This window comes from Variovorax sp. V118, assembly GCF_041154445.1.
Taxonomy (GTDB): Bacteria; Pseudomonadota; Gammaproteobacteria; order Burkholderiales; family Burkholderiaceae_C; genus Variovorax; species Variovorax boronicumulans.
Genome location: NZ_AP028663.1, coordinates 6,017,090 through 6,038,442, shown reverse-complemented (window position 1 = coordinate 6,038,442; position 21,353 = coordinate 6,017,090). Strand labels below are relative to the sequence as shown.

Below are 21,353 nucleotides of genomic sequence, written 5' to 3'. Positions count from 1 at the left end.
ACAGAGGCTGCCATGACCGCTCCACAAGCATCGACCGTTTCGACCGAAGGGCTCGCCGCCACTGGCGCGCCCGTGGTTCTCGCCCAAGCCACCGTCACGCCGCTCGGCACGCCGGGCATCAGCGCCGGCGCCTCCGCCGCGCCTGCGGCCGTGGCGTCGCCCAGCGTGGGCACATTGTCCAATGCTACGCCCGGCGTTGCAGTGATGCGCGAGGGTGTCCGCATTCCGGTGGACGGCAATCAGACCCTGATGGCCGGCGACCGCGTGATCGTGCCGGACGGCGGCCAGGCCAACGTGCTGTTCCCCGGATCGGCCTCCAACAAGGCGCCGCTGGCCGGCGTCTTCACCGGCGGCACCGATGCGACCATCGGCTCGACCAAGCTGCCCGGCGGCCTCGAACAAGTGAATGTGGACGTCGCCTCGGGCGACCTGCAGGTGACCCCGCCGGACAGCGACGCCGATGCGGCCGCCCTGGCAGTGACCAAGAAGACCGCGGCCGGCAGCGGCATCGGTCTCGGTGAATTCGCGCTGGGCGCCCTGGGCGCCGCGGCGCTGGGTGCTGCACTGAGCGGCGGTGGCGGCGACGGTGGCACCACCGGCTTCCCGCTGTTCGTGGGCGGCCCGGGCGGTGAGTCCGATGCGGACGCTGACTCGGACTCGGATTCCGACTCGGACTCTGACAGCGACTCGGATTCGGACAGCGACTCTGACTCGGACAGCGACTCTGACTCGGACAGCGATTCGGATTCGGATTCGGATAGCGACTCGGATTCCGATTCGGACAGCGACTCCGACTCCGACTCCGACTCTGACTCGGACAGCGACTCTGATTCGGACTCTGACTCGGATTCGGACAGCGACTCCGACTCCGACAGTGACTCGGATTCCGACTCCGATTCGGACAGCGACTCCGACTCCGACTCCGACTCCGACTCCGACTCTGATTCGGACTCGGACTCGGACTCGGACTCGGACTCGGACTCGGACTCGGACTCGGACTCGGACTCGGACAGCGACTCGGATTCCGACTCCGACAGTGACTCGGACAGCGACTCCGATTCGGACTCCGACAGCGATTCGGACTCGGACAGCGATTCCGACTCCGACGCAGACGGCGACCACCTGCTCGACCCCGCCGACGGCATCCTGGGCGGCGCCCTCGACGGCATCGACGACGCACTGGGCCTCGGCGGCTCGCTCACCCCGGTGTCGGAGACGGTCGACAACCTCACCGACGTCGTCGACGACGTGCTCGCTCCGCTGCTTGGCGAAGAGTTCCAGGCCAACAACCCGAACCAGTTCGACCCGGTGGACGACACCGTCGGCAGCATCACCGACCCGCTCGGCGAAACGCTGAGCCCGCTGCTCGATCCGCTGCTCGGCGCGGGTGCGGCCGGCGCCATCATGGACGGCCTGCTCAACCAGGTCGACTACGTGACCGACGCGCTCGACAACGCGCTGGGCAACCTCGTCGGCGACAACGGCATCGTCAGCGGCCTCACCGACGCGCTCGGCCTGGGCGGTGTCACCGACCAGCTGCTGGGCGACGACGGCGCGCTGGGCGGCCTGCTCGAGAACGTGCTCGGCGAAGGCAGCCTCGTGGCCGGCGTGCTGGCCGAAGACGGTCTGGTCGGTGGCCTGCTGGCACCGGACGGCCTGGTCGGCGGCCTGCTGGGTGAAGACACCGCCGTCGGCGGCCTGCTCGACACCGTGCTCGGCGAGGACGGCCTCGTCGGCGGCCTGCTCGGCGACGGCGCCCTCGGCAACCTCACTGGCGGCCTGCTCGGTGCAGAGGGCCTGCTGGGTGGCCTGCTCGGCGACGACAGCGCACTGGGCGGCCTGCTGGGTGACGACGGCCTCGTGGGCGGCCTGCTCGGCGGCGACGGCGTGCTGGCCGGCCTGGCCGGCTCGGAAGGCCTCACCGGCGAACTGCTCGGCCAGGGTGGCCTCATCGACAACCTGCTTGGCCAGGACGGCGCGATCTCCGGCCTGCTCGCCGACAGCCCGCTGGGCGGCCTGCTCGGCGGCGACGACGGCCTGCTGGGCGGCTTGCTCGGCGGTGTCATCGGCGAAGGCGGCCCCATCGGCGGCCTGCTCGGCAACGACGGCCTGGTTGGCGGCCTGCTGAGCGACGACGGCCTGCTGGGCGGTGTGCTCGGCAGCGACGGCCCGTTGGGTAGCCTGCTGGGTGACGACGGCCTGGTCGGTGGCCTGCTCGGCGATGCCGGCCCCATCGGCGGCCTGCTCGGCGGCGACGGCGTGCTGGGCGGCGTGCTCGGCGACAACGGCCTGGTCGGCGGTCTGCTCGGCGGCACCGGCCCCATCGGTGGCCTGCTCGGTGACGACGGTCTGCTCGGTGGCCTGTTGGGCGATAACGGCCCGCTGGGTGGCCTGCTCGGTGGCGACGGTGTCGGCGGCCTGCTCGGACCGGACGGCGTGGTCGGTGGCCTGCTGGGCGAAGACGGCCCCGTGGGCGGCCTGCTCGGTGAAGAAGGCCTCGTCGGCGGTCTGCTGGGCGGCGTGCTCGGCGGCATCGGCGGTGGCGGCACCCCCGGCACCGGCGCGGCCCTGCTCGACCCGGCCGACAGCGTGGTGGCCGGCCTGGTGAACGGCCTGAACAACGGCGTGCTCGGCGACCTCGGCCTGGGCGACGTGCTGGCCCCGGTCTCGCAACTGACCGACAGCCTGACCGACACGGTCGACGGCCTGCTGGCACCGGTGCTCGGTTCCAGCTTCACGCCGAACGACCCGAACGTGCTCGACCCGGCCGACAGCCTCGTCGACGACGTGACGGACGGCGTGGGCGGCCTGGTCAGCCCGGTGGTCGACCAGCTGCTCGGCGCCGGCGCGACGAACGGCCTGCTGAACGCAGTGGACACGCAGGTCGACTTCGTGACCGACGGCGTGGCCAACCTGATCGGTGGCGATGGCCTGCTGGGTGGCGTGCTGGGTGGCGACGGCGGCCTGCTGGGCGGTGTCCTCGGCGGCGACGGTGGCCTGCTCGGCGGCGTGCTGGGTGATGACGGCCTGCTGGGCGGCTTGCTCGGCGGCGAAGGCGGTCTGCTGGGCGGCGTGCTCGGCGAAGGCGGCCTCCTGGGTGGTGTCCTCGGCGGCGAAGGTGGTCTGCTCGGAGGCGTGCTGGGTGACGACGGCCTGCTGGGCGGCTTGCTCGGCGGTGAAGGCGGCCTGCTCGGCGGCGTGCTCGGTGACGACGGCCTCCTGGGTGGCGTTCTCGGCGGCGACGGTGGTCTGCTTGGCGGCGTGCTCGGTGACGACGGCCTGCTGGGCGGCGTCCTCGGCGGTGAAGGTGGTCTGCTCGGCGGCGTGCTGGGTGACGACGGCCTCCTGGGTGGCGTCCTCGGCGGTGACGGTGGTCTGCTCGGCGGTGTGCTGGGTGACGACGGCCTCCTGGGTGGCGTCCTCGGCGGTGACGGTGGTCTGCTCGGCGGTGTGCTGGGTGACGACGGCCTCCTGGGCGGCGTCCTCGGCGGTGACGGCGGCCTGCTCGGCGGCATCCTCGGCGACGACGGCCTCCTGGGCGGAGTCCTCGGCGGTGACGGTGGTCTGCTCGGTGGCGTGCTGGGTGACGACGGCCTCCTGGGTGGCGTCCTCGGCGGCGACGGTGGTCTGCTTGGCGGCGTGTTGGGTGACGACGGCCTCCTGGGCGGCGTCCTCGGCGGTGAAGGTGGTCTGCTCGGCGGTGTGCTGGGTGACGACGGTCTTCTGGGCGGCGTCCTCGGTGGTGACGGCGGCTTGCTCGGCGGCATCCTCGGCGACGACGGCCTGCTCGGTGGTGTCCTCGGCGGCGTGACCGGTGGCGACGCCGGCGGCCTGCTCGGCGGCATCCTCGGCGACGACGGCCTGCTCGGTGGTGTCCTCGGCGGCGTGACCGGCGGCGACGCTGGCGGCCTGCTCGACGGCATCCTCGGCGACGACGGCCTGCTGGGCGGTGTCCTCGGTGGCGTGACCGGCGGCGACGCTGGCGGCCTGCTCGACGGCATCCTCGGTGACGACGGCCTGCTGGGCGGTGTCCTCGGCGGTGTGACCGGTGGCGACGCCGGTGGCCTGCTCGACGGCGTGCTGGGCGACGACGGCCTGCTCGGTGGTGTCCTCGGCGGTGACGGCGGCCTCCTGGGCGGCGTGCTCGGCGGCGGCGAAGGCGGTCTGCTCGGCGGCGTCCTCGGTGACGACGGCCTGGTCGGCAGCCTGCTCGGTGCGGACGGCCTCGTGGGCGGCCTGCTCGGCGGCCTGACGGGCGGCGCCGAACCGGTGGCCGGCATCCTGGAACCGGTGACGAGCATCCTCGACGGCTCGGCCGGCTCGGTGGTCTCGACGGTGGTCGAAACCGTGACCAACGCAGTCGAACCGGTGACCGACATCCTCGCCGGCACGCCGGCAGCCCCGGTGGCCGCGGTCGTGACCGGTGTGCTGGACACCGTCGAACACACGGTGGCCCCGGTGCTCGACAACGTGCTCACCCCGATCACCAGCCTGCTCGACCAGAGCCCGGCCGGCGGTGCCCTGGCACCCGTGACGAACATCCTGCACGGCCTGCTGGGCTGATCCAAGGACACGAAGAAGGAGGAAGGGAAACCTCGATAGCAAGCAGACAGGGACGGGCCGTCAGCGGCCCGTCCCGCGAAAGGACCGTCATGAACAAGAATTTCCGGATACTGGCCCTCGTGGCAATGGGCGCAAGCCTCGCTGCCTGCGGTGTGCCTCCCAAGGGCGGTCGCGACGACGCGACCTACTACTACTCCAACAAGAGCGTGCGCGAAGTGCCCAAGGTGGAGCCGGCACCCCCGCCGCCGCCGCCGAACACACCGGCCAAGATCGTCTACTTCGACTTCGACCGGTACGACGTCAGGACGGGCGACCGCAGCATCGTCGAGGCGCACGCGGGCTACATGCGCAACCGGCCGGCGAGCCGGGTCGTGATCGAAGGCCACACCGACCTGCGCGGCGGCCGCGAGTACAACCTCGCGCTCGGCCAGCGCCGCGCCGAGGCCGTGCAGCGCATGCTCACGCAGATGGGCGTGCCGGGCGAACGCATCGAAGCCGTCAGCTGGGGCATTGAAAAGCCCGCATCGCTTGCCACCACCGAGGAGGGCCATCAGCTCAATCGTCGCGCCGAGTTCAGCTACCGCTGAATCGGGAGCACGCGATGATTTCACGGGCGGTTTCCGGTCCGCGATCACGTCATTCAAGCGAGAGCAGATGACGGACGCGACCGGCCTTCGCCCGCATTCGACCGGGGCCGAATGATGTCCTTCTCAGACCAGCTCCACGCCTGCCACGAGCGCCTGGTGTCCGTGTGCGCGGCGTTGCCTGCCCCGTACCCGGCCTTCACGCTCTTCTTCTCGGTGAGCGACGGCTCCCAGCGTGCGCACGTCGTGCATGCGCGGGCCGACGACTTCGAGACCGCCTGGCGCGAAGGCGCCGACCTCGTCGAGCGATGGGTGCGCGAGCGCGGCATCGTCTCGCCCTGGCTGCGCATCGACTGGGTCGAGGGCGCCAGTCCCATGGACTGGACGCAGTTCAAGACCCAGCTCACCGCAGTCAAGCGCAACTACTTCCGGCTCGGCCTGGCCTTCGACCAGGACTTCGGCTTCGCCTTCACCGAGCAGGAACTCAACGCCAACGCCATGCTGTGCGGCGATTCGACCATCGCGCATTCGGTGGTGAACGTGCGCAACTTCGACGTCTATGCGCAGGCCCGCTTCGAGCGCACGCTGCCGCTGGAAGAGTCGTCCGAGCGCACCGTGTACCTGCTGGCCACGGTGGGCGTGTTCTGCCAGCCCGACGGCGTGGTGCACAAGCTCGTGGGCACGGGGCTCGACGCGGGCCGCCGCCAGCTGCCGGCGCTCAATCCGCAGGCGGTGCTCGAGCTGGTGCGCAGTGGCTCGTCGTACCTGGCGCGCCAGATGCAAAGCGATGGCCTGTTCGTGTACGGCTACTTCCCGTGCTTCGACCGCCGCATCCCGACCTACGACGCGATGCGCCATGCCGGCACCGTGCACGCCATGCTCGAGGCCTGGGAGCTCACGCGCGACGACACGCTGCGCGCGGCCATCGACCGCGCCATCGACCACCTCACCGACGCACTGATCCGCGATTACACGCTGCCCGACGGCCGCGAGGTGGCCTACCTGGTCGACACCGGCGGCGAGATTCGCCTGGGCGGCAACGCGGCCTGCGTGCGCATGTTCGTGCGCTACTGCGAGTTGATGGAAACGCGCCACTGGCTGCCGCTGCTGGAGAAGCTCGCACTGGGCATCGTGGCGCTGCAGGACCCGGCCAGCGGACGCTTCGACCACGTGCTGCACGCGGCCGACCTGTCGCTCAAGCAGGCCTCGCGCGTCATCTTCTACGACGGCGAAGCGGCCTTCGGTCTCATGCGCCTGTACGGCCTCACGCGCGATCCGCGCTGGCTGGCCGCGGTCGAGAAAGCCTTCGACCACTTCATTGCGAGCCAGCACTGGCAATCGCACGACCACTGGCTCAGCGGCTGCGTGAACGAGCTCACGCAGTGGAGCCCGCAGGAGCGCTACTTCCGCTTCGGGCTGCAGAACGTGGCGGGCTACCTGGACTTCGTGCTCGATCGCAAGACCACCTTTCCCACGCTGCTCAGCCTCATGCTGGCGGCGCAGCAGATGCTGCAGCGGCTGGAGAGCATGCCCGCCATGCGGCACCTGCTCGACGAGCTGGACACCGAGAAGTTCTACCGCGCGCTCGACTACCGCGCGCACTACCTGCTCAACGGCTTCTTCTGGCCCGAGATGGCGATGTACTTCCGCCGGCCGTCCACGGTCGTCGGCGCCTTCTTCGTGCGGCACCACTCGTTCCGCGTGCGCATCGACGACGTCGAGCAGTACGTGACGGGCTTCGCGGCCTACCACCGCTACCTGCTGGACCGGCGCAGCCAGCCCGGCGGCGCGGGCCCCGGCGGCGGTGGTGGTGGCGTGCGCGACGATGGCGCGGTCTGGACGGCCAGCGAGATGGCCCGCGTGACCGGCGGCGAATGGGTGGTCAAGCCCGAGGACGGCTGGCGCGCCACCGGCGTGACCCAGCGCACCTTCATGCGCAAGGGCCGCGTCGTGTTCGAACACCAGGCCCGGCCCTCGAAGACGCCGCTGGCCGCCGTCACGCTCAAGGGCGTGCTGCAGCCGGCCGCGGCCGTGCTGTGCACCGACCCCAAGCCGCACCTGGACAAGCGCGTGCCCGTGCTGCAGGTGCCCAATGTGCTGCAGGCCGTGCTCGAGCTGGGCGACCACGCACGCACCGAGTTCACCGGCCGCGTCTGCGGCGTGCTGGGCAGCGGCGCGGGCAGCAGCACCGTGGCCGCCATGCTGGCCGGCGCGCTCACCGTGTGGGGCGAGGTGGCGCAGCCCGAAGGCAACATCAGCCTGCCGTCGGGCATCGCGTGGAACCTCACCTGCATGCCGCGCCACGCCGCCTACTGGGTGCTCGAGATGGGTACCTCGCACATGCCGGCCTCGGCGCAGCTGATGCGGCCCTCGCTCATCGTGGTGACGGGGCTGTCGGCCGCGTCGCAGAAGCACCGCGGCCCGTCGGAGGCCGCCGCGCGGCTGGACTGCCGCATGTTCCAGGCCATGGCCGCGGGCGACCGCGTGGTGCTCAACCGCGACATGCCCGAGTTCGCCACCTTCGCCGAAGCGGCCATGGCGCACCAGCTGCAGATCGTGACCTACGGCGAGCACAAGGACGCCGACGTGCGCCTGCTCGCCTTCGACCACGGCGAGGTGCAGGCCGAGGTGGCCGGCGAGCCCTTCCAGCTGCGCCTGAACGCACCGGGCCGCCACATGGGCGCGAGCGCCGTGGCCGCGCTGGCCGCGCTGCAGGCGCTGCGCCTGCCGCTGGCCGCCGCGGTCGAACCCTTTGCGCACTTCGAGCCGCCGGGCGGACGCGGTGCGCTGCACACCATTCACATCGGCGGCGGGAGCTTCAAGCTGATCGATGAAACCTACGACGCCAACCCGAGTTCGATGCGGGCGGCGCTTGAGTTGCTGTCACAAGCCCCCTGCGAGCCTGCGCGCCGGGTGGCCATTCTGGGCGACATGCAGGAGCTGGGGCCCGCGGCGCAACGCCATCACCTCGATCTGGAGGCCGAGTTGCTGGCGTCGCAACCTGACCGCGTGCTCCTGTGCGGACCCTTGATGCGGGCGCTTCACACGCGCATCCGCACCAAGGTCCGCTCCCATTGGTTTGTCGATGTGTCCGACCTCTCCACCGCACTCGGCGGGCTGCTGCAACCAGGCGACTGGGTGCTGGCGAAAAGCTCCGCGGGTGTCGGTCTTTCCCGGCTGGCCCGGGTTTTGAAAGCACTGCCATGAGATGGAACGCACTGGTCCACATCCCCTATGAATCCGAACGCGAGGTACCCCCGCGGCGCTGGTGGCTGGGCTGGCTGCAGCTGCTGTGCGCCTGGGTGCTGCTGATGCTGCTGTGCGCCAACATCGCCCTCGTTTTTGCCGAAGGCCTGCCGGGCTCGTCCGGCCGCACCGCGACCCACAGCCATGCCCACAAAACGATGAATTGCACGCTCAGGGAAAACGCCGCGCCGCAAGGAACGCGCGGCGCGGAAACGACCGGTCCGGCGCAGGTTCGCACCCACCGATGCTGAGAGGCGTCAGAGGCGAATTTTTGCCTTGTAACAGTCGGGTAACAGTTGATAATGATGCAGGCGTCGTTGCCCGACGGATCGGTCTTTCTCCATGATCAAGTTCCTCTTGCCCAGCCAGCTGGTTGCCGACAGGCCGGAAGTCCCCGGCGCCAGTCCGTATGCCGGTGCGCTGAACGATGCGTTTCGCGCGGCCTACCCGCTCGTCAAGAGCGCGGCCTGGCTGTCGCTGCCCATCAGCCTGTTCGGGCTGCTGCCCTCGATCTTCCTGCTGCAGGTGTATGACCGCGTGCTCTCGCGCAGCGGCGTCTCCACGCTCGCCGCGCTGGTGAGCGGCATTCTGTTCTTCCTGTGCATCGAGTTCTGGCTGCGCACGCGGCGCTCGCGCCTGCTGCGCAACGCGGGCGCCACCGTCGACCACGGCGTGTCGGGCGCGCTGCTGCACTCCATGCTCGGGCGGCCGCTGCGCGCGCTCGAGGCGCGGCCGGCTTCGTCCTGGCAGCTGTTCTTTCGCGACGTGGGCGCGGTGCGCGGCACCGTCACCGGCGGGCTCGCGCAATCGATCTTCGACCTGCCGATGGCGATCTTCGCGCTGATCGTGATCGGCATCGTCGCGCTGCCGGTGCTGCCCGTGGTGGCGGCCTTCCTGGCCATCATGGCGTTCCTGGCCTGGTGGTGGGCCGACGAAGTGCGCGCCGGCCGCGTCGAAGAAGTGCTGCGCGGGCGCGGGCTCGATCGCATCACCTCCGAGATCTGCCATGCGCGCGAGACGCTCAAGGCGCAGTCGAACGACGGCCCGACCATCGAGGTCTGGCAGCAGACCTACAACGCCTGGCTCAGCGAGAGCTTCGGCAAGAACGGCCAGATCGAAACCGCGCGCGACGGCACCACCGTGCTGCTCACCGTGTTTTCGGTGATCGTCGTCACCGTCGGCGCCATTGCCGTCATGCAGCAGTGGATGACGGTGGGTGGCCTGGTCGCCTCCAACATGCTCGCCCTGAAGGCGCTGCAGCCGGTGGCCGGGCTGGTGTCGAACTGGCGTGCGCTTGCCACCGCCAAGGAAGCCGCCAAGCGCCTCGAAACCGTGCTCGGCGAGCCGGTAGAGAAAGCGCCCACCGGCATGGCGCTGCCGCAGCCGCTGGGCCGCGTCACGCTCAAGGACGTGAGCTTCAGCTTTACCGAAGACGCACCGCAGCCCGTGCTGGAAAACGTCGACCTCGACATCGGCCCTGGCGGCCTGCATGTGATCGTCGGGCGCAACGGCGCGGGCAAGTCGACGCTCGTGAAGCTGCTGTCGGGCCTGTACACGCCCACGCATGGCGTGGTGAGCATCGGCGAGTACGACCTCTCGCAGTTCGGCCGCGAAGAGCTGTCGCGCTGGATCAGCTACCTCTCGCAAGAGGTGTACTGGTTCGGCGGTCCGCTGGTTGACACCATGCGCCGCGGAGCGCCGGGCCAGAGCGACGAGCAGATCGTGGCGGCCTGCAAGCTCTCGGGCGCGCACGACTTCATCTCGCGCCTGCCCGACGGTTATCGCACCGTGGTGGGCGAGGGCGGCACCGGCTTCTCGGTCGGCGAGCGGCGCAAGCTCGCGCTGGCCATGAGCTTCCTGCGCAAGCCCTCGGTGCTGGTGCTCGACGAGCCCAGCAACGACCTCGACTTTCAAAGCGAGCGCAACCTGCTCGCGACCATGCTCGCGGTGGCCAAGGTGCGCACTGTGGTCGTGGTCACGCACTCGCTGCGCATCGTGTCGGCGGCCACCGCCGTCTATCACGTCACCGGCCAGGGCAACGTGGAAATCGGCTCCGCCGCCGTCATGGTGCCCAAGCTCTTCGGTGTGAAGAAGCCGCTGGTGGCGCTGGGCGACACCACCGACGACGGCAGCGGCAACAATGCAGGCGTCCCGGCCGCCTCGCGCTCGATGGCGTGAGCAAGAAGGCCACGCGATGCGTGATTCGTGGTTGCCACGGATCGACCGACTGACAGACAGAGACAGGGGAACGGGATTTTGAAACCAGACTTGCCGCAGGTGCTTCAGGGCGAGAGCGAGAAACAGGCGGCGCAGACCACGCCGCAAGGCCGGCGGCGCCAGTGGATCATCGGCGGCGCGGTCGCGGTGCTGGCGGCGGTGGGGCTCGGCTTTCCGATGGAAACCGTGGTCGTCGCACCGGGCCGCGTGATCCCCTCCGACCGCGTGAAGTCGATCCAGCATCTGGAAGGCGGCATCGTCAGCAACGTGCTCGTGAAAGAAGGCGACAAGGTCAAGCAGGGCCAGTCGCTGGTCGAGATCGACCTGGGCGGCAGCGGCCTGAACTTCGAGGAGCTCACCGCGCGCTACGCCGCCACGCAGGCCACGCGCGTGCGACTCATTGCCGAGAGCCGCGGCCAGCCGCTCAAGCGCGATTCGTTCGATGCCGACATCGACGAAGCCGTGCTCGAAGGCGAGGTCGGTGCCTATCAGGCGCGCGCGCTCGAACAGCGCGGCGTCATGGCCGGCGCCGTGTCGGGCCTGGAGCAGGCGCGCAGCAAGCAGCTCGAACAGCAGGCCAAGGCCAAGGGCCTGAACGACCGGCTCGCGCTGATGCAGAAAGAGCTGGAGATCTCCGAACAGCTGCTCAGCGAAAAACTCGTCGGCCAGGTCGAGGTGCTCGAGAAGCGCCGCCAGGCCGAAGGCGTGCGCAGCGAACTCGCCGTGGCGCGCCAGGGCGTGATCTCGGCGCAGGCCGCCATCACCGAGGCGCAGGCCAAGATGGCCGAGGCCGAGGGCCGCTTTCGCCGCCGCGCATCGGACGAACTGGCCACCGTCGAGCGCCAGTTCGCCAGCCTGAGCGAAGACCTCGCGCGCGCCCGCACCCAGCGCTCGCGCACGGTGGTGAAGGCGCCTGCGGACGGCATCGTGAAGGGCCTGCGCAGCTCCAGCGCCGGCTGGGTAGTGAAGCCCGGCGAATCCATCCTGGAGGTGGTGCCCGACGAGGACGAGATCATGGTCGAGGCGCGCCTCAACCCGAACGACCGCGGCTTTGTCGAAGTGGGGCAGGAGGCGCGCGTGAAGATCACCGCCTACGACTACCTGCGCTACGGCGCCGTCGACGGCAAGGTCAAGCTCGTGGCGGCCGACGCCGACCGCGATGCCGCCATTGCCAGCGGCGCGCCGTACTACCGGCTGCTCATCAGCATGTCGCAGTCGCACGTGGGGCGGCCGGAAAACCGCATCACCGCCGGCATGGAGTCCGAAGTCGACCTGCGCGTGGGAACTGATCCGTTCATCTGGTACATCCTGCGGCCTGTGCTCAAACTGCGGCGCGAAGCCTTCCGCGAACCATGAGCAAGCCCGTGTTGCCGGGCCGGCGCGCGCGCATCGCCCCGGGAGTGCTCTGCGCGACCTTGTGCGTCAGCATGGCGCTGCCGCCCACCGCGTATGCCCAACCGTCGCCGGAGCAGGAGGGGCCACCTGCAGCGTTGGCACTGTCGCGCCGCCTGTCGCCGCCGTCCCTCGGCGCCGCCAGCTACGCGCAGCGCGTGAAGCAGGCGCTCATCGCGCTGTCGCAGGAATACCCCGAAGTGCTGACTGCGCAGGCCGCGGCCAACACCAGCAGCTTCGGCGTCGACGCAGCGCGCATGGCGCGCTACCCGCGCTTCAAGGTCGGCACGTCGTCGGGCACCTACAGCAGCGGCGCCAAGGACGCGAAGAGCGAGAACTACACCGTGCTCACCGCCGAAGCGCGCGTGAGCCTGATCGACGGCGGCGCCATGAGCGCGGCGCAGCGCGCTGCCGAATTCGGCAACCAGGCCGACGACGAAGCCGTTACCACCACGTCGCAGAAAGTGGTGCTCGACGCGCTCACCGCCTACCTGCAGGTGCAGCGCTTCGACCTGAAAAAGCAGATCGCGCACCGCGCCACCGAAGTCGTGGCCGACCTGTCGAAGGCCGAGGCGCGCCGCGTGGCGCTCGGTGTGAGCGGCGACAACGACCTCAACATGGCCGCCTCGCGCCGCGCCCTCGTCGCTGCGCGCGAGTCCGACTTCGAGGCCCAGCGCGACGAGGCGCTGGCCAAGTTCCGCAACTACTTCAAGTTCTCGCCCGCGCCCGAATCGCTGCCCGTGCTCGCCGCACCGGCGCACTGGCGCATCGGCTCGCAGGAAGAAGCGCTGCGCCGCGCCGAAGCGCGCAGCACCGAACTGGCCGAAGCCCAGGGCCGCGTGGCGCGTGCGCGTGCGCTGGTCGACCAGACCGAAGCCAGCCTGTACCCCACGCTCGACGCCGTCGTCGTGAAGAGCAAGGACCCGCGCGGCGTGTCGCCGCAGGACCCCACGCGCGCCGCCTTCGAACTCAACTGGAACTTCGGCAACGGCTTCGACCGCCAGCTCAAGCTCAAGGGCGCCCTGGCCGAAGTCGCGAACCAGGAAGCCAAGATGGAGGGCGTGAAGCTCAACCTGATGGAGCTCACCGCGTCGTCATGGTCCCGCACCGTGGCTGGCCGCGAACGCGAGCGCCAGTTGATGGAGGCCGTCAGCACCTCGGGCCAGGCCTTCCGCGGCCGCCGCCGCCTCATGGAGTTCGGCCGCGAGACACTGCCCCAGGTGCTAGATGCCCAACTCGACTACTACACCCTGCTGTTCGACTACATCGACGGCGTGTTCGACCTGCGCATTTCGGAGCTGCGCCTGGCGCGCACCACCGGCGAACTGCGCATCGACCCCATCGGCGCCAACAACTGGATCGACCGCATCTTCGGCCCCCCGAGCCGGAACGTCCTGACCGAAGACGGCCTTCTGGGCGCGCTGTGCATCTCGAGCAACACGACCTGCGCGAGCGAACCGTTGGTCGACCGCGCGCCCGGTGCAGCGATCGCGAACCCGCCGCTGCGCCGGACGACGCGCCTCGGGACTCCGTAAAACAAGTGATCAACATGCTGTTCGGAGTGCTCCGTTCCAGAGATTCCAATGCTCTCAATATGAACACGGCATAGATAGTAGAAAGCGTATCTTGCCCAACAAAAGCCCAGCGCGATCTTTGCCTCGCTGGGCTTTGTGCCGTCTGGGGTCTGGCAGGCGGTGTGTTCTGTCCTTTTCGAGGGGAATATCAGGTTTGGGGTCGTCTGCGTGGCGCCCGTAGCTCGATTTCGGACGAGCAAATTTGAATCCAGAATTTTTCAGACCTATATGACTTAGGTGAGCACAGACAAGAAGTGAACACTTGGCCTGTCCAGCCGGCTGAGCACGTGCGAGGGGGCTGATTTCTCCCTCATCCCTCGACCGAAGTCTCACTTTCTCGGACCTAACCAGCTAAACCAGCAAGAAGCCCGGCACGACCTCGCGGTCCGCCGGGCTTTTTGCCGTCTGGGTGCTCCTTCTCTTCCATTCACTCGCCTGTAAAGGAGCTTCTTCAGCTTGTCCCACTTTCAATGTCCCAACTGCGGCTCCAACCGCATCGAAACCCGTGACGTAGCCCAGCGAACCGGTGGCACGCTCGGCGGTCTGGCCGGTGCGGCCGGCGGCATCGCTGGTGCACTGCGCGGCGCCCGCACTGGCTTCACCATTGGCATGGCCGCCGGACCGGTGGGCGGCAGCCTCGGCACCGCCATCGGGGTCGTCCTCGGCGCTCTGGGCGGCGGTGCGCTCGGCACGGAGGTCGGCGCCAGCTTCGGCCGTGTCGTCGATGACCGAGTTCTGAACAACTGCCGATGTACCGCGTGCGGTCACACCTTCAGTGGCCAGCGCGGAACCAGTGAAACGCAATGGTCGTCGGCCGAACCGGCTACGCCGTCACCTTTTCGAACGATGAATCCCGACTCCGAGCCAAATCCGGAGGGCATCGATCCTGATCGATCCTGATTTCGCCTGACGCACAGCTGCCCGTTTCCGCACTTTCGCGCTTCGCACCCTTGAGCCACTCGGCTCGTCGATTCCTTCCTCCTTGCCCCAAATCCTCCTGGCCGAGGCTCTTGCAGCTTCTCGGCCAGCGCGCGCCTGTGCGCGCAACTTCAAGAAAGACCTTCCATGGCACATCAAATCGAACAAATGGCTTACGTCGGCGACACCCCCTGGCATCGCCTGGGCCACCGCCTTCAACCCAAGCAGCCTCTTCAAGTCTGGGCTGAGCAAGCAGGCATGGACTGGACCATTCAGGAAACCCCCGTGCGCTTCATGACCCGACCTGAAGGCGATTCCCTGCAGGCTCTGGAATCCTTCGCCGAACAGAAGGTGCTCTACCGCAGCGACACCCATGCGCCACTGTCGATCGTCAGCAACCGATACCAGATCGTGCAGCCCCGCGAAGTTCTGGAGTTCTACCGCGACCTCACCGAGATCGGCGGCTACGAGATGGAGACGGCCGGTGTCCTCAAGGGCGGGCGCAAGGTCTGGGCGCTGGCGCGCACCGGCAAGCAGGCCGTGCTCAAGGGCAGCGACACCGTCAACGGCTACCTCTTGTTCGCCACCTCCTGCGACGGCACGCTGGCCACCACGGTCACGCCGACGACCGTGCGGGTCGTGTGCAACAACACCCTGGCCATCGCACTGGAAAACACGAGCAACGTGATTCGCGTGCCCCATAACACCTGCTTTGATGCCGACGCCGTCAAACGGCAACTGGGCATTGCCATCGGGCAGTGGGACGAGTTCATGTACCGCATGACGGCCCTGTCCGAGCGCAAGGTCAAGAGCAAGGAGGTCAACGCCTATATCCAGCATGTGCTCTACGGGCCGAGCGAAGCGAATGGACTCGCCACAGCGCAGGCCGGCACCCAGTCCATGCCGCGTGCCTGGGCCGCCCGCAAGGTCCTTGAACTGTACGAGGGCAAGGGCCGCGGGGCTGAACTCGCCGCTGCCCGTGGAACGACCTGGGGCCTGCTCAGCGCAATGACCGAATTCGTCGACCACGAACGCCGGGCTCGCAACCGCGAGTACCGCCTGGACAGCGCTTGGTTCGGCCAGGGCGCTGCCCTCAAGCAACGCGCGTTGGCCCATGCGCTGGAGCTCGCTGCTTGACGTTGTTGGATCTTCACCTCTCCCGCCCGCGTTCCCCACCACTTCCACTCAGCTCCTCCACCAAAGCCCCGCCTCTCCACCGAGAGGGCGGGGCTTTTTGCTGGATGGGCGGTTTGAACCTTCAGAAAGAAATCAATGAACTCAACACCCCGAAGCACACAACGTTCCCCAAGCACTCGTCTGCGGCCGCGTGCCCCCGCATTGCGCCTGGTGCCATCCACCTGTTCGCAGGATCCGACATCTGAACGCTGGCCGAGCGCGGTCGAAGCCGGCCTCGTCAGTCTCGACGCCGCGGCGGCCGTAGGCCGCGATCCCTTCAAGTCTGCCGTGCGGCTGTGGATGGAGAAGACCGAGCGTCACGACCTGCTGCAGCCTGTCGATCCTTTCCTCGTTCAGTCCGCAGAAACCGCAGCCTATTGGGACCGCCTGCTCGAGCCCATCGTGGCGGCGCACTATGCGCTGCGCACGGGGCGCCAGGTGCCACGCACTCGCGCCTTGCTGCGGCACCCGCAGCACCCCTGGATGCTGGCGCTTCCCGGCCGCGAAGTCGTCGGCGCTCCCGATGTCCAGCTGCTGGAGTGTCGATGCGTCGGCATGCACGCGGCTGAGCTCTGGAGCGCGGGCCTTCCCGCCTATGTCCGGATCCAGATGCTGCATCGGCTGGCTGTCACAGGCGCCCAGGCCCTGGATGTGGTTGCCCTGATCTGCGGCCAGGACCTGCGGATCCACCGGGTCGAACGCGACGAGGTCGAGATCTCCCGACTCATCGATGCCGAGCGCGAGTTCTGGCACTGCGTGGCAACCGACTGCGCGCCGCTGGCGGGCGATCGGGCGGAGGTCTGAGATGGGCAGCATCGTCTACCGGGCCACCAAGGACCAAGCCCTCCATGACGAACGGCATAGCGTCGCAGCCTTTGCTGCGGTGCTGGCCCATCGCGCGATCGGCAACCGCCTGTGGTTCCTGGCGCAGAACCGCTCGGGCGAACACGCCGGACGCATCTGGATCGGCCTGACCCTCATCGATTGCAGGAAGGGTGAAGTGGCTGTCAAGAGCATGGACGAAAGCTGCGGGCCGTACTACTTCGACTGTCCGCTGGCCTTCCTGGCTCGGGCCAGTCCTCCGACTGGGCCCTACGCAGGCCCATGGCGCGAGAAGGTGCGCGAGTTCCATGCAAACCGGGTCGCCAGACGAGCCGCCATCCGCCCGGGCCTGCGCATCTCCTACGGCGAATCGACCTACGTACTGCGCCGAAGTCTCGGCCGCCGTGGCTGGGACGTCGCGCGAGAGAGCGACGGCCTGATCTGCCGCCTGAAATCCCGACAACTCGGCAATGCGACGGTGTTGCCGTCCGAAGAAAAACCTCCCCAAGAGAAACATTCATGAAAACCAGATTCCGGCGGCACGCCACAGTGCCGCCCCATACCCGCGACCCCTTCGCCCAAGACGTATTCAAGTGGTCGGCCGACTTCGAGGTTCCCGCGATCGGCGACGACGTGCTCATCCGCATCAACGGCATCGGCCGCGCCAAGGTGGTGGGCTACGCCTCGCAAGGCGGCTACCTGGGTGTGATGACCGTGCCGTACAGCCCGCCCGATTGGTGGATTCGCCAGAACGGACCGCCCAGCCCCGACAACGCGGCGCTGACGTTCGGCGCGGAGATCTCGCGCATCGACGCCGGGGAGGATGCATGAGCGGCACCGCGTTCACCTCGGCCATGCCCCGCACGGTGGTGGTCTTCAGCATCGAGCTTGCCGTCTTCGATGAGGAGGCATTGCGTCGCTCTGCGCAATGCCGGGCACGCGAGGATGGCCTGGACGATGAGGCGTGGGCGTCGATGCGCTCGGGCATCTCGGATGACCTGGTCATGCTGCTGGATCCGGGCCTCATTGCCGATGCGGGCTTCGAGATCCTGCAGTCGACATGTGAGGTGTGCGAGGTGAATGAGGAGAGCCAGCATGCCGTCGACCAACGTTGAATTCGTCACCGAGTTGATGGAGTTCAGCGCCCATGGTGCGCTCATCCAAGCGTTCGTGATGCAGGCGCTGGAGCAGTACGCCAGGCGCGTCGCTGAAACGGATCCCCAGGCGCTGGACACGCCCATGGTCAGCGGCCGTGCCTGGCATGGCTGCGCTGTGGAAGTGCGGGACAAGCTGGCCAGAAGGCTGGGCCCCAACGAGCCGATCCCACCCGCCACGTCGCCCGCGCAAGGGCACTGACTCTCGAAGGGAGCGGACTCGCTGCAACTGCATGCAGGCGCCCTGCATGCGCATCGGACCTCCCGGTTCGCCTTCATCCCCTACGCACGCACCCACCACGCCCCGGCCTCTCTGGCCTGGAGCGTGGTGGCGGTGCGCGCGTGGGTCTGGCTCGCCCCTTATCGCCCCTTGGGGCCGGCACTTCATGGCGTCGCCATCAACGGCTGCGCTCACAACATAGAGGATCAACTTTGTTTATTCCGATCATGGCGGAGGCACACGCTCGCCCGCAATCAACCAGGCCGTCCCAGAAACGGCTGAATCACTCTCCTGCAGCTTCCATCAAACAGGACATCTGCACCTATCACCTGGTGCGCGTCAGCCGCAACCGAAAGACCGGTCCGATCCCGGTGACGACGACGAGTGCGAACTCGTGCCCGCCGAGCTGCAGCTTCAAGGGCAATGGCTGCTATGCCGAAAGCGGGCCCCTGGCCATCCATTGGCGCAGCGTGTCCGAGGGGCGACGAGGCCACAGCTTCGATGAATTGCTCGAGGAGATCGCGACCTTGCGGCGCCATGCCCTATGGCGCCACAACCAGGCGGGTGATCTGACGCCCGAGGCGCCCGGCGTCATCGATGCCGGCCAGCTCACACGGCTGGCCATGGCAAATCGGGGGCGTCGCGGGTTCACCTACACGCACTATCCGCCCACCCCTGACAACCGGGCGGCGATCCTCAATGCGAACCGGCTTGGCTTCACGATCAACCTCAGTGCCGAGACCTTGGTCCAGGCTGACGCGTATGCCGACCTTGGCATCGCGCCGGTGGTTGTAGTGCTGCCTCAGGGGCTCACCAAGCCAATACGAACGCCGGCCGGGCGCCAGGTGATCGTCTGCCCCGCCAGCACGGGTAATTCCGATTGCCTGAACTGCGGGATCTGTCAGCAACGCGATCGCGCCGCCATCGTGGGTTTTCCGGCCCACGGCGCTGGCGCCCAGCGCGTGCAGGCGATCTTCTTCGAGGGCAGGCCCTCATGAGACGCACATCTGACGCGATCTCCGCGACGAACGAGGTCGGCCAGAAGGAGATGTTTCCGCTCGATGAGGCCTTTCTTCAGCGGGTGGATCGCGTGATGTTGCAGCGTAAGCAAACCGATCCATTCCAGCAGGAAGCGGCCTGGCGCGCCACCGAAGAGGAGGCGCGATTGCGACAACTCCAGTTGCCAGATGAAGAGCCTGTCCGTGCTCCCCTACTTTAATTGCGGCATCAGAACGCAGCCCACCCGATCTCCTTTTTCTCATCTCGACGACACAGACCCCGGCCCCCTCTCAAGGGACCGGGGTTTCGTCCTTGTGGAGTTGGAGATTCGCCTCACCAACCAGAAAGAAAGAGATCAGGACATTGCCATGAACATCTGCTACGGGCCGATTGATTACCTCACGGCCTTCGCACTCGTGCTCGCGACCGGAATCCTCTTGGGCCTCGGGCTGGGATGGAATTTTTGCAGCTACTGGCGCAGGGACTGTCCACGTGTCTTCGGCTGAGGCCGGCGGGTTCTTAACCGGCAGATCACCACATCGCCATCGAGTTGGTCGGTTCGATGGCCGTGCCCCGTTTCCGCAGGGGCTCCCAGCGGCCCGCCCCAGCGGATTGAAGGGGCGGGCTGGATTCAGATTCAAACCACACCAAGGACTACTCATGCACAAAGAACAGACCCTGACGCGGCCCAGCGTCGCATGGATCGCATGCGCTGACATCAACAGGGCTGTCATCACGAATGACGCCCCCAGAGAAAGGCGACAACCCCATGGCCCATCTTGAGCACCTGTTCGTGAGGGGCATCCGTTTCGACACCGAAGTCCAGTACCTCGCGCAGCATGCAAGCGGCGTAGATGGCCTCACGTACGAGAACCTGCTCATCCGAAAATCAGCGTCGGTCCGGACTGGTGCGCTGATCAGCGTGATCCAGTGCCTCGCGGTACTGGGGCAGTTGTCCCGCCCGCAAATGAGAGAGGCCCAGCGCTTGGCTCGAAAGGCATTGCAGGGAACTGGCGACGACAGCGTTCTGCGCTGTATCGATGCTACTGGCTTGCCCATCGTCGCCGAATTGCACGTCTCAGATTCCGGCCAAACGGGCCACCTCGGGGCGATCGCACTGGAGGCGCTGCGCGCGAGCCACGCATGCCTGGTGCACTTCGAATCCGCCGCCGCCAACCGATGGGCGACGGTGATCGGGGTGGAGTGGGACCGTGCGACTGGCGAGCCCAAGGCGTTGTTGTTGCTGGATGCCGGCGCAAATGAACCCTGGGCCTGCGCCCACAACGTGCGCATCGAGCTGCGAGCCGAGGCGGGCAGGTCGGTACGCGCGAGCCCGGGGTTCACGTTGAACTGCCGTCACCTCACGGGTGAGGCGTGTGCGGTTCGTCTGCGCAGCTTGATCGTCCTATGGCGCAGCTAGCCAGGCGGGGTCTAGTTGCGACGACTGCTGCGCTTTTTGACCGGATAGGGGCGCGCAGTACGGGGTGCTCGGGTCAATGTCACATCGAGATCGCGCTGCTGCGGCAAGTCCGGGTCCATCAGCTCATGAGCGGGTGCGCCGATGGCTTTGGAAATCAACTCGATGTTGTCGATGGAGATGTTGCGCTGGCCGCGCTCCAGCGTGCCAACGAAGGCTCGGTCCAATCCGGCCTCGGCGGCCATGCGCTCCTGCGACATGCCCGCGTGAATGCGCATCAGGCGGATATTGCGGGCAAACACCAGGCGAAGAGAAAGAGGAGCGGCACGAGGCATGCCCTCGATGCTCGAAAAACGAGGTGTTTGAAACCACGGTGTTTGAAACCCTTTAACATTCAGATGCAATCGGCAGCAAGGCCGGACTACGTGCTGCTGGGCATTGCCTCGTCCGGTGAGGTTCGCTTTGATCAAAAAGGAGATTCAAACGCATCTTTAAAGCGATGCCAAAGAACTGAAACCAGGTTTCGAGTGGCAGCCGGTATGTCCTGCCTGAACCGCTGCAGCGACATCGCAGCTTCGTCAATTTCTTTTCCCCTGCTTGAAAGGCCACCCATGAAAACCATGCTCGGCACCATCTTCGCGGCGCTCACCGCGATCACTTTGACGCCCTTGGCGCTTGCCAAGGGCATCGATCCGCTCATCAACCCCGATGCCGTGAGGCACCAGATCGACCGATCGGCCATGGAGATTCAGATCCAGGGCTGGAGCCGCGACCTCAAGTACCCGGTCTATCCGATCCAGGTGCAGGCGGGCGGCAGCGGCGTGTACTACACGACCACCGAACGCGTGAAGGCCTACAAGGAATTCGACTTCGACGAACTGCGCTGCGAGATCGGCGATGCCGACCGCGCTGTGCTCAAGGCGCCTGGCTATGCCTGTGCCGACGGCGTGTGCATGACGAAGGAAGGTGCCGTGCTTGGCACCGATCCCCGACGACCGGTGAACAAGAAGCATCGCTGCTGACACGGTGTCGGCCGCGTCGTCAGATTTCCAACCCTCATTAACTTTTCAT

Annotated in this window: 20 protein-coding genes; 19 read left to right on the top strand and 1 reads right to left on the bottom strand. The window is 67.6% G+C overall.

The window, feature by feature from the left end; translation table 11 throughout:
• The first annotated feature begins 12 nt into the window (after nucleotides 1-12).
• From ACAM52_RS28080 to ACAM52_RS27995, 18 genes are all read left to right on the top strand, one after another.
• Nucleotides 13-4,563, top strand: coding sequence for a hypothetical protein (locus tag ACAM52_RS28080; protein ID WP_369645169.1), 4,551 nt, complete (start codon nucleotides 13-15; stop codon nucleotides 4,561-4,563).
• 89 nt (nucleotides 4,564-4,652) lie between these two features.
• The gene (locus tag ACAM52_RS28075) at nucleotides 4,653-5,150 is read left to right on the top strand and encodes an OmpA family protein (protein WP_062479666.1); all 498 of its coding nucleotides are present in this window, start codon (nucleotides 4,653-4,655) and stop codon (nucleotides 5,148-5,150) included.
• A gap of 114 nt (nucleotides 5,151-5,264) precedes the next feature.
• Nucleotides 5,265-8,354: a Mur ligase family protein gene (locus ACAM52_RS28070; RefSeq protein WP_369645168.1), complete on the top strand. Its 3,090-nt coding sequence runs from the start codon at nucleotides 5,265-5,267 to the stop codon at nucleotides 8,352-8,354.
• On the top strand, nucleotides 8,351-8,644 hold the full coding sequence (locus ACAM52_RS28065) for a hypothetical protein (RefSeq protein WP_062479670.1): 294 nt from the start codon (nucleotides 8,351-8,353) through the stop codon (nucleotides 8,642-8,644). Before ACAM52_RS28070 ends, ACAM52_RS28065 begins: the two co-directional genes overlap by 4 nt.
• A gap of 91 nt (nucleotides 8,645-8,735) precedes the next feature.
• Nucleotides 8,736-10,571, top strand: coding sequence for a peptidase domain-containing ABC transporter (locus ACAM52_RS28060; RefSeq protein WP_062479672.1), 1,836 nt, complete (start codon nucleotides 8,736-8,738; stop codon nucleotides 10,569-10,571).
• 78 nt (nucleotides 10,572-10,649) lie between these two features.
• Complete coding sequence (locus ACAM52_RS28055; protein WP_369630121.1) at nucleotides 10,650-11,966, top strand: HlyD family type I secretion periplasmic adaptor subunit; 1,317 nt, start codon at nucleotides 10,650-10,652, stop codon at nucleotides 11,964-11,966.
• Nucleotides 11,963-13,537, top strand: a complete 1,575-nt coding sequence (locus ACAM52_RS28050) for a TolC family protein (protein ID WP_369645167.1) — start codon at nucleotides 11,963-11,965, stop codon at nucleotides 13,535-13,537. Before ACAM52_RS28055 ends, ACAM52_RS28050 begins: the two co-directional genes overlap by 4 nt.
• Before the next feature lie 495 nt (nucleotides 13,538-14,032).
• On the top strand, nucleotides 14,033-14,476 hold the full coding sequence (locus ACAM52_RS28045) for a hypothetical protein (RefSeq protein ID WP_369644591.1): 444 nt from the start codon (nucleotides 14,033-14,035) through the stop codon (nucleotides 14,474-14,476).
• A gap of 165 nt (nucleotides 14,477-14,641) precedes the next feature.
• Nucleotides 14,642-15,631, top strand: coding sequence for a DUF932 domain-containing protein (locus tag ACAM52_RS28040; RefSeq protein WP_369645166.1), 990 nt, complete (start codon nucleotides 14,642-14,644; stop codon nucleotides 15,629-15,631).
• A gap of 210 nt (nucleotides 15,632-15,841) precedes the next feature.
• A complete protein-coding gene (locus tag ACAM52_RS28035) occupies nucleotides 15,842-16,474 on the top strand; it encodes a YqaJ viral recombinase family protein (protein ID WP_369645165.1) in 633 nt (210 codons plus the stop codon).
• A 1-nt stretch (nucleotide 16,475) separates the two neighbouring features.
• Nucleotides 16,476-17,015 carry a hypothetical protein gene (locus ACAM52_RS28030; protein ID WP_369645164.1) on the top strand — a complete coding sequence of 180 codons (540 nt, stop codon included), beginning with the start codon at nucleotides 16,476-16,478 and terminating at the stop codon, nucleotides 17,013-17,015.
• The gene (locus tag ACAM52_RS28025) at nucleotides 17,012-17,323 is read left to right on the top strand and encodes a hypothetical protein (protein ID WP_369645163.1); all 312 of its coding nucleotides are present in this window, start codon (nucleotides 17,012-17,014) and stop codon (nucleotides 17,321-17,323) included. Before ACAM52_RS28030 ends, ACAM52_RS28025 begins: the two co-directional genes overlap by 4 nt.
• A complete protein-coding gene (locus ACAM52_RS28020; protein ID WP_369645162.1) occupies nucleotides 17,320-17,607 on the top strand; it encodes a hypothetical protein in 288 nt (95 codons plus the stop codon). Before ACAM52_RS28025 ends, ACAM52_RS28020 begins: the two co-directional genes overlap by 4 nt.
• Entirely contained in the window at nucleotides 17,588-17,848 is a 261-nt protein-coding gene (locus ACAM52_RS28015; protein WP_369645161.1) for a hypothetical protein, read from the top strand. Before ACAM52_RS28020 ends, ACAM52_RS28015 begins: the two co-directional genes overlap by 20 nt.
• Nucleotides 17,849-18,078: 230 nt before the next feature.
• Complete coding sequence (locus ACAM52_RS28010; protein WP_369645160.1) at nucleotides 18,079-18,864, top strand: hypothetical protein; 786 nt, start codon at nucleotides 18,079-18,081, stop codon at nucleotides 18,862-18,864.
• The gene (locus ACAM52_RS28005; protein ID WP_369645159.1) at nucleotides 18,861-19,085 is read left to right on the top strand and encodes a hypothetical protein; all 225 of its coding nucleotides are present in this window, start codon (nucleotides 18,861-18,863) and stop codon (nucleotides 19,083-19,085) included. Before ACAM52_RS28010 ends, ACAM52_RS28005 begins: the two co-directional genes overlap by 4 nt.
• A 148-nt stretch (nucleotides 19,086-19,233) precedes the next feature.
• The gene (locus ACAM52_RS28000) at nucleotides 19,234-19,371 is read left to right on the top strand and encodes a hypothetical protein (protein ID WP_369645158.1); all 138 of its coding nucleotides are present in this window, start codon (nucleotides 19,234-19,236) and stop codon (nucleotides 19,369-19,371) included.
• Nucleotides 19,372-19,634: 263 nt separating this feature from the next.
• Complete coding sequence (locus tag ACAM52_RS27995) at nucleotides 19,635-20,285, top strand: hypothetical protein (protein WP_369645157.1); 651 nt, start codon at nucleotides 19,635-19,637, stop codon at nucleotides 20,283-20,285.
• Between the two features lie 11 nt (nucleotides 20,286-20,296).
• Here the strand turns inward: ACAM52_RS27995 and ACAM52_RS27990 are convergent, their stop codons facing one another.
• Nucleotides 20,297-20,752 carry a helix-turn-helix domain-containing protein gene (locus ACAM52_RS27990; protein ID WP_369645156.1) on the bottom strand — a complete coding sequence of 152 codons (456 nt, stop codon included), beginning with the start codon at nucleotides 20,750-20,752 and terminating at the stop codon, nucleotides 20,297-20,299.
• A gap of 141 nt (nucleotides 20,753-20,893) precedes the next feature.
• Between ACAM52_RS27990 and ACAM52_RS27985 the strand changes: the two genes are divergently transcribed.
• Nucleotides 20,894-21,304: a hypothetical protein gene (locus tag ACAM52_RS27985; RefSeq protein ID WP_369645155.1), complete on the top strand. Its 411-nt coding sequence runs from the start codon at nucleotides 20,894-20,896 to the stop codon at nucleotides 21,302-21,304.
• Nucleotides 21,305-21,353: the final 49 nt, after the last annotated feature.

What these genes read in the sequence shown, in the direction of transcription:
- ACAM52_RS28080 (WP_369645169.1), top strand. Translation starts at nt 13, where the DNA reads ATGACCGCTCCACAAGCATCGACCGTTTCGACCGAAGGGCTCGCCGCC.
- ACAM52_RS28075 (WP_062479666.1), top strand. Translation starts at nt 4,653, where the DNA reads ATGAACAAGAATTTCCGGATACTGGCCCTCGTGGCAATGGGCGCAAGC.
- ACAM52_RS28070 (WP_369645168.1), top strand. Translation starts at nt 5,265, where the DNA reads ATGTCCTTCTCAGACCAGCTCCACGCCTGCCACGAGCGCCTGGTGTCC.
- ACAM52_RS28065 (WP_062479670.1), top strand. Translation starts at nt 8,351, where the DNA reads ATGAGATGGAACGCACTGGTCCACATCCCCTATGAATCCGAACGCGAG.
- ACAM52_RS28060 (WP_062479672.1), top strand. Translation starts at nt 8,736, where the DNA reads ATGATCAAGTTCCTCTTGCCCAGCCAGCTGGTTGCCGACAGGCCGGAA.
- ACAM52_RS28050 (WP_369645167.1), top strand. Translation starts at nt 11,963, where the DNA reads ATGAGCAAGCCCGTGTTGCCGGGCCGGCGCGCGCGCATCGCCCCGGGA.
- ACAM52_RS28040 (WP_369645166.1), top strand. Translation starts at nt 14,642, where the DNA reads ATGGCACATCAAATCGAACAAATGGCTTACGTCGGCGACACCCCCTGG.
- ACAM52_RS28030 (WP_369645164.1), top strand. Translation starts at nt 16,476, where the DNA reads ATGGGCAGCATCGTCTACCGGGCCACCAAGGACCAAGCCCTCCATGAC.
- ACAM52_RS28025 (WP_369645163.1), top strand. Translation starts at nt 17,012, where the DNA reads ATGAAAACCAGATTCCGGCGGCACGCCACAGTGCCGCCCCATACCCGC.
- ACAM52_RS28020 (WP_369645162.1), top strand. Translation starts at nt 17,320, where the DNA reads ATGAGCGGCACCGCGTTCACCTCGGCCATGCCCCGCACGGTGGTGGTC.
- ACAM52_RS28015 (WP_369645161.1), top strand. Translation starts at nt 17,588, where the DNA reads ATGCCGTCGACCAACGTTGAATTCGTCACCGAGTTGATGGAGTTCAGC.
- ACAM52_RS28005 (WP_369645159.1), top strand. Translation starts at nt 18,861, where the DNA reads ATGAGACGCACATCTGACGCGATCTCCGCGACGAACGAGGTCGGCCAG.
- ACAM52_RS28000 (WP_369645158.1), top strand. Translation starts at nt 19,234, where the DNA reads ATGAACATCTGCTACGGGCCGATTGATTACCTCACGGCCTTCGCACTC.
- ACAM52_RS27995 (WP_369645157.1), top strand. Translation starts at nt 19,635, where the DNA reads ATGGCCCATCTTGAGCACCTGTTCGTGAGGGGCATCCGTTTCGACACC.
- ACAM52_RS27985 (WP_369645155.1), top strand. Translation starts at nt 20,894, where the DNA reads ATGAAAACCATGCTCGGCACCATCTTCGCGGCGCTCACCGCGATCACT.